This window comes from Bifidobacterium leontopitheci (assembly GCF_009193355.1).
In the GTDB taxonomy this organism is placed as follows: Bacteria; Actinomycetota; Actinomycetes; order Actinomycetales; family Bifidobacteriaceae; genus Bifidobacterium; species Bifidobacterium leontopitheci.
In genome coordinates this window covers 23652-29720 of sequence record NZ_WBVT01000034.1, presented here as the reverse complement: position 1 = coordinate 29720, position 6069 = coordinate 23652, and the positions used below count along the sequence as shown (strand labels likewise).

The window sequence follows — 6069 nt, the reverse complement described above, 5'->3', positions numbered from 1 at the left end:
GTCTTATGCCCTAGGCCCCCTGACCTAGGCCCCCTGACCTAGGCCCCCTGACCTAGGCCCCCTGACCTAGGCCCCCTGACCTAGGCCCCCTGACCGTTCACGATTTGTCGGCCCCGGCAAATCATGAACGGTCAGATGTGCGAATGAACACTGCCAAGTCTGGAATTCCGCCATTCTGCGGTAGCGGCATGTGCGATTATGTGCGGTTTTCCGTTCACGATTTGCCGGGGCCGACAAATCGTGAACGGAAACAGCACCGAGCAGACACGCGAGGCCAGCCCTTGACCCCACTCAAGACTTTGCGGCCGCGCGCATGGTCTCGCGAGATGCAGGCCAATGGGACGCGAGCCCGAAATCGCGCATTTTGCGCTCGCGTCCCAATGGCAAGTGGGACACGAGACGATGTGAACGGTCACACAGCCTCGCGTCCCACAGAATCGTGGGACACGGGACGATGTGACCGATTACAGCAACTCATGTCCCAAACGCCAATGGGACGCAAGCCAGAAAACCGCGATTCCAGCACCGCGTCCCAACGCGCAATACAATCACTTTCCATATCCGCCCGCGTCTCGCCCCTGTCATGTTGGGTAGGGCCGATAGCCAGTCCGGTATGGCCGTTTCGCCCTGTCGCCGATGATTCGATGGCGATGCGTTCGGGAGCGGGAGCGTCCGACCGGCATCGACAGGAATTCCGGACAGGCGTCCCGCGCACGTGCGATGTCAAGGCCATGCCATGAAAAGGCGCTCGGCCGCGCACCACCGTTCAGGACGCCTGCTGGGACTCGCCGGCAGCACGGTCCTTCAGGTAGATTTCGGGGATGTCGCGCTCCTGATCGTGCAATTTGGCCCAGATGACGGGCCGCCCGGCGGCGAAGGAGGCCTGGATGTCGAGGATGCGCTGGTTGGAGGAGCCGCGGAACTGGAGCAGGGAGTCCTTCTGGTCCTTGAGGTAGCGGCCGTCGACGAGGATGTCCATGAGGTGCAGCAGCTCCAGCTTGTCGGGCGTCTCGCCGGGGCGCATGAGCTCCTCCCATGTGTAGCCGGTCCAGCACCAGATGTCTTTGTCATGGCCGAACTCGCGGCGGATGCGCTGGGCGAGCGGCAGCAGCACGGGCGTGTTGAGCAGCGGCTCGCCGCCGAGGAAGGTGATGCCCTGCACCCATGGGGCGCGCAGGTCCTCGATGATCTTGTCTTCGAGACGCTGCGTGTATTCGTGGCCTGCCTGGAAGTCCCAGATTGACGAGTTGAAGCAGTCGACGCAGTGGAACGGGCATCCGGAGACGTACAGGGAGTTGCGCACACCTTCGCCGTCGGTGACGATGAACGTCTTGTAGTCGGCGATCATGCGCTTGGACATGCGCCGGCCATCCCACTGGCCGGCACGGGGGTTGTTGGTCAACGATGACGGCACGCCGGGGCCACGCCCCGACTCCCCGGAAGCGAAATCATGCAGCGTCGGCTTCCTGTCCATCATCCGTCCTCCTTATTGTCGCGGCGTTGTCGCAATCACCATTGTCCCATGTCGTACTCGGCCGAAGCGACAAGCGGGCGACGCTCCCCCAGTCAGCTCCGCTGACAGCCCCCTCCACCGAGGGGGCCGAGGGTCGGGCCAGCCGGATTGGCGGCTCCCGCCCTCGTGCCGGCCGAAAGACGACCCGATTCGCGAGTGACGCCCCAGTCAGCTCCGCTCAGACATCGTCCCGCACCGAGGAAGGCCAAGTAACGAATCAACCCAATCCGCTCCCGCCCAACCGTAACGTTGAGCGCAAACGAGCGTCCCGTTGTCTGACGGACACGTCGCCCGACCGCACACCCCAATCCGCTCCCGCCCAACCGTAACGTTGAACGCAAACAAGCGGTGGCCGTCCGGCATACGTTGTCTGACCGTAGGCTTGGCCGAACGGCCTTGAGTGTGTCAGACAACGTATGCCGGACGGCCACCGCGGAATCCAGCGCGCGATACCGGTAGTTACTTGGCCCCTACTTGGCCTCTTCGAACCACTCGCGCGTCTCGCCGTCGGCGAGCGTCACGTGGCCGGTCTCGCCGCTCATGTGCTTGACGCGGTGGGAGATCTCCTCGTGGCGGCCGTGGACCATCGGACGCTGCACCGGGTTGCCGAGGTAGCCGCAGGTACGCTTGGTGACGTTGCACTTGTCCGGGTCGCAGTTGCCGCACTCGGGGCACTTGAAGCCTTCTTCGGTGGGCTCGAAGTCGCCCTGGAAGCCGCACACGAAGCAGTGGTCGATCGGCGTGTTGGTGCCGAGGTAGCCGATGCCGATGTTGTAGGCGTAGTCCCATACGGCTTCGAGCGCCTTCGGGTTGTCCTGCAGGCACGGGTATTCGCAGTAGTTGATGAAGCCGCCGGAAGCGTAGTACGGGAAGTCCTTCTCGTAGTTGAGCTTCTCCATGGGGGTGGGCTGCAGCCACACCGGGTAGTGGAACGAGTTGGTGTAGAAGTCGTGGTCGGTGACGCCTTCGATGCGGCCGAACTTCTCGCGGTCCATGCGGTTGAAGCGGTCGGTGAGCGACTCGGCGGGCGTGGAGTACACGGAGTAGTGGTAGCCTTCGGCCTTGCTCCACTGCTTGCACAGCTCGCTCATGCGCTTGACGATGGACAGGGCGAACTCCTTGCCCTGCGGATCCCAGCCGTGGTCGCGGATCCAGTTCTTGCCGTAGAAGACGGCGGTCGTCTCCGCCAGGCCGATGTAGCCGAGCGAGACGGTGGCGCGCTCGTTCTTGAACAGCGCGTCGACGCTGTCGCCGGCGCCGAGGCGGCCGAACGCACCGTAACGGAACAGGGTGGGCGCGTTGACCGGGGTGGCCTGCTTGCAGCGCATGATGCGGAACTGGAGTGCCTGGTGGGCGACCTCCATGCGCTCTTCGAACAGCTTCCAGAAGCGCGCCTTGTCGCCGTGGGATTCGATGGCGATGCGCGGCACGTTCACCGACACGACGCCGAGGTTCATGCGGCCGTCCTCCTCGTCCTTGCCGGTTTCGGGGTTGATCCAGCCCTGCAGGAACGAACGGCAGCCCATCGGCGCCTTGAAGGAGCCGGTGATCTTGACGATGTTGTCGTAGAAGACGACGTCCGGGTACATGCGCTTGGTGGCGCATTCGAGGGCCAGCTGCTTGAGGTCGTAGTTCGGATCGCCCTTGTCGGCGTTGACACCGTGGCGGACGGTGAACACGAGCTTGGGGAAGATGGCGGTGTGGTGCTCCTTGCCGAGGCCGCGGATGCGGTTCAAGAGGATCGCGCGCTGGATCTCGCGTGAGAACCAGTCGGTGCCGAGGCCGAAGCCGACGGTGACGAACGGGGTCTGGCCGTTGGAGACGCGGTTGGAGTTGATCTGGTACTCCATGGTCTGCATGGCGTCGTAGATGGCCTTGCGGGTGCGGATCTTGGCGAGGATCTCGCGCTCCTGCTCGAGCTCGTCGACGTCCGTGTGGAACGGGGTGTCCATGGGCAGCGGCTCGCGGCTGCCGAAGTGCAGCTTGGCGGGCTCGTTCTGCTTCGCGTTCTCGACCTGGCGGCGGGCGAATTCGACGGGCATGCCGTCGGGGATGGTCTCGCGGGCCTCTTCGAGGAACTTCTCGTAGTCCTTCTTCGCGTACACGGCGAGGTGCTCGTCGGCGCGGTTGGCGGTCTGGCCGCCGTACTGGCTGGACGCCACGTCCTTCATGATCTGGGTGATCTGGGTGGCGGCGATGGCGATGGACTTCGGGGAGGCCATGGGGGCGTTGCCGAGGGTGAAGCCGTTGGCGAGCATGTCCCAGAAGTTGGGCAACGAGCAGTTGGACTGCGCGGTGAACGGCGAGTAGTCGGCGTCGTGGAAGTGGATGTCGCCCTTCATGTGGGCGTTGGCGACGGCCGGCGGCAGCATGTTGAACGCGGCGGCCTTGGACACGGCGCCGGCGAGCAGGTCTCGCTGGGTGGCGTAGACGTTGGCGTCCTTGTTGGCGTTCTCGTGGATGAGGGTCGGGTCCTGGTTGATGAACCGGGCGACGGCCTCGTTGACGTCGGTGGCCTTGGCGCGCTGGATGTCCTTGTCGAGACGGTAGTTGGTGTAGGCGCGGGCGACGTCGTACAGGTGGGCGCCGATGAGGGCGTGCTCGACGAGGTTCTGGATGTCCTCGATCTTGGCGGGGCCGTTGTAGCGGTCCTTGATCTCGCCTTCGATCTGGTCGGCGAAGCCGCGGATCAGCTTCTCCTCTTCGGGGCCGACCTGCTTGTCGAGGTCCGCGAAGGCCGACTTGACGGCGCTGATGATGTTGACCGGGTCGAAGTCGACGACGCGGCCGTCACGCTTCTCCACCATCACCTTGGCAATGTTCGTCTTGGGGACGTTCACCTTGGAGACGGTCGTCGTATCGGCGTTCATCAGCAGAGCATCCATGGCTCGATCCTGTCCTTCCCTGTGTCCTGTCTGCCCGTCCGAGAGACCCGGGCGGACGCCGCGCGAACGCGGTCCTGAATTAATCCTCCGTAGACTGTACGACATCCCCACCCCTATATCTAGTTACAAAACGCCAAAATCAGCCCAACATATGCTTGTTTTGGCGGAATATGGCCGAAATGGGAATTCTGTGATTGTTCTTCCAGCGTGTCGCGTCCGACGGCATCCGGCAAAAAGCCGACGAACCATCATACCGGTGCCGCGCGACGGTCTCGCGGGCAGATGAACTTGTCCGTCATCTGCGGAAGTCTGAGGGGTATGAATTGGGAACAGGACTATCGAACGACGGCGCCGCAGCCCGTCACGACCGGGGGGAACGACATTCCGAAACCCCTCGACCAGCTGCCGCGTCTGGCCAGTGAGACGACGGCCGAGAACCCCTGGCCGGTCGGCGTGCTGAGCCAGAAGTTCCATAACGCCGTGGAACGGTGGCCCGCGGCCTGGATCGCCGGCCAGATCACGGAGATCAACACGCGGCGCGCCGGCTCGGCGTATCTCACCGTGCGCGACGACGTGGAGGACATCGCCATCTCGGTCTCCGGCTGGCGTGCGTTCGCCGCGAAGGCCGCGCAGTTCCGGCAGGGCGACCGCGTGGTCATCCACGGCAAGGCCGACATCTGGGTCAAGCAGACGCGGCTGAGCTTCATCGGCGACGACATCCGCAAGATCGGTTCCGGCGGCGGCCTGAAGGAGCAGATCGACCGCCTGCGCATGCAGCTTAAGGGCGAGGGGCTGTTCGACGCCGACCGCAAGGTGCCGCTGCCCGAATTCCCCTCGTGCATCGGTCTGATCTGCGCACCGCAGGCGCGCGCCGAGGGCGATGTCATCACGAACGTGAACCTGCGCTGGCCGTCCGTGCGGTTCAAGGTCGTGCACGCGCACGTGCAGGGGCCGCAGTGTCCGCCCGACATCATCCAGGCCATCCGGCAGCTGGATGCGGACCCGGAAGTGGATGTGATCATCGTGGCGCGCGGCGGCGGCGCGTTCGAGGACCTCATCGGTTTCTCCGACGAGGGCGTGGTGCGGGCGACGGCCGCCTGCGTCACGCCGATCGTCTCTGCGATCGGGCACGAGGACGACTGGACGCTCATCGACCTGGCGGCCGACCTGCGCGCCTCCACGCCGACCGACGCGGCGAAGAAGGTCGTGCCGGACGTGCACGAGCAGTGGCAGCTGATCGACAACGCGATCTCGCGCATCCGCATGCGCATCGGCTCACGCGTGGACAATGAGATCCGGCTGGTCGAAGGCTATGCGAACCGGCCGAGCCTGACGCGGCCGATGACCATGCTGGAGCCGCATCAGCGGTTCATTGACGACGCGCGGCGGCGCATGGACATCGGATTGACGCGCATCGTGGACGACGCCAGCCTGACCGTCGAGAAGCTGCATGCCAGCCTGACCGCGCTCAGCCCCCAGTCGACGTTGAACCGCGGGTACGCCGTCGTGCAGAACGCCGACGGGCACGTGATCGACGACGCGGCCGACGTGAAGTCCGGCGAAACGCTCACCCTCACCCTCAAGCAGGGGGTCGTCACCGCCACCGCGGACTAGGGCGGTACACGAGGGCGCTCCCCCAGTCAGCTTCGCTGACAGCCCCCTCCACCGAGG

2 protein-coding genes and 1 pseudogene are annotated in these 6069 nt (G+C 64.7%); 1 reads left to right on the top strand and 2 read right to left on the bottom strand.

Going from position 1 to position 6069, the window contains the following annotated elements:
• Positions 1–766: 766 nt before the first annotated feature.
• Both nrdG and nrdD read right to left on the bottom strand, forming a co-directional pair.
• On the bottom strand, positions 767–1474 hold the full coding sequence (nrdG, locus tag F7D09_RS09180) for an anaerobic ribonucleoside-triphosphate reductase activating protein (protein ID WP_152235178.1): 708 nt from the start codon (positions 1472–1474) through the stop codon (positions 767–769).
• Positions 1475–1983: 509 nt separating this feature from the next.
• Positions 1984–4323, bottom strand: a pseudogene (nrdD, locus tag F7D09_RS09175) (anaerobic ribonucleoside-triphosphate reductase); the annotation flags it as partial.
• A gap of 393 nt (positions 4324–4716) precedes the next feature.
• Between nrdD and xseA the strand changes: the two are divergent.
• On the top strand, positions 4717–6012 hold the full coding sequence (xseA, locus tag F7D09_RS09170) for an exodeoxyribonuclease VII large subunit (RefSeq protein WP_376863204.1): 1296 nt from the start codon (positions 4717–4719) through the stop codon (positions 6010–6012).
• Positions 6013–6069: the final 57 nt, after the last annotated feature.